This window comes from Micrococcus sp. GbtcB5 (assembly GCF_019091605.1).
GTDB lineage: Bacteria > Actinomycetota > Actinomycetes > Actinomycetales > Micrococcaceae > Micrococcus > Micrococcus luteus.
This window is the reverse complement of the sequence record NZ_JAGXJK010000672.1, coordinates 1-228: the sequence shown is the minus strand read 5'-3', so window position 1 is coordinate 228 and position 228 is coordinate 1. Positions and strand designations below refer to the sequence as shown.

General features: G+C 75.4%; 1 pseudogene. It reads left to right on the top strand.

Annotated features, from left to right (window positions below):
* Nucleotides 1–228: pseudogene (locus tag KVS67_RS13915) on the top strand (diaminopimelate decarboxylase); the annotation flags it as partial.

Genomic DNA, 228 nt, shown 5'->3' with positions numbered 1-228 from the left:
AGTCGGACGCCGAGCTGCGCACCGCCCTCGAGGCGGGCGTGGGCCGGAACATCGTGGACTCGCTCGACGAGCTCACCCTCCTGGCCGCGCTCGCGGCCGAGGTCGTCCGCCGCGCCCCCGTGATGCTCCGGCTGACCCCGGGCGTGCACGCGCTCCCCCACGACTTCACCGCCTCCGCGCACGAGGACCAGAAGTTCGGCCTCTCCCTGGCCCCGGCCTCCACCGACC